Genomic DNA, 593 nt, shown 5'->3' with positions numbered 1-593 from the left:
ATTTCTTCCGCTTTTTTACTTTGTGATTCTCTTTTTATCTCTGCCGCTCTCTTCTGTATACTGTTTGTATTTGTTACAGGTATTTCTTCCATAACCGATGGTTCTTCTATTTTTTCCATCTTCTGTTGCTGTTTCTGTTCTTCCGCCTGTCTTTTTCTTGCTTCTCTTAACAGTCTATCCACTGCAGGATCACTGTAACTTATCTGACTCATCACCAACACAGACAATGATAACAGCCCTAACATCTTTTTCATTTTGTTTCCTCCATTATTTTTTCTTAAATCACTTTCAACTATAAATCTTTAATAACTTTACAATTGACCCCAAAATTATTAAATCATCTCATTTTTTAATATAAATCTTAATATTATAAAGTACTGTTGAAAATAAATATTATTAAAAAATTTGAAATTTTACTTTTTCTTATTTACTTTCTTTTCCCTTACAGGTTTTTGAACTTTCTTCACAGCTTTCTTCTTATTCTTTCCTAATACCTCATTATAGCCACCCAGTTCCTTCTCCTCTCTTTCAACACTTCTTACCACTCTTTCATAAAAGTCTACTCTGTCTCTCGCCTTTGACGCATTATACTC

The 593-nt window shown here is 31.5% G+C and carries 1 protein-coding gene and 1 pseudogene; both read right to left on the bottom strand.

Features of this window, described 5'->3' with window-relative positions:
• Positions 1–254 (bottom strand): hypothetical protein (locus EII29_RS11515; RefSeq protein WP_199726094.1); only part of this gene is annotated, 254 nt, incomplete at its 3' end.
• Positions 255–413: 159 nt separating this feature from the next.
• A pseudogene (locus EII29_RS11510) lies at positions 414–593 on the bottom strand (hypothetical protein); the annotation flags it as partial.

Origin of the sequence: Leptotrichia sp. OH3620_COT-345 (genome assembly GCF_003932895.1) — a bacterium.
Classification (GTDB): Bacteria; Fusobacteriota; Fusobacteriia; order Fusobacteriales; family Leptotrichiaceae; genus Pseudoleptotrichia.
Note: the sequence above shows the minus strand (reverse complement) of the source record. Positions and strands in the feature narration are given on the sequence as shown.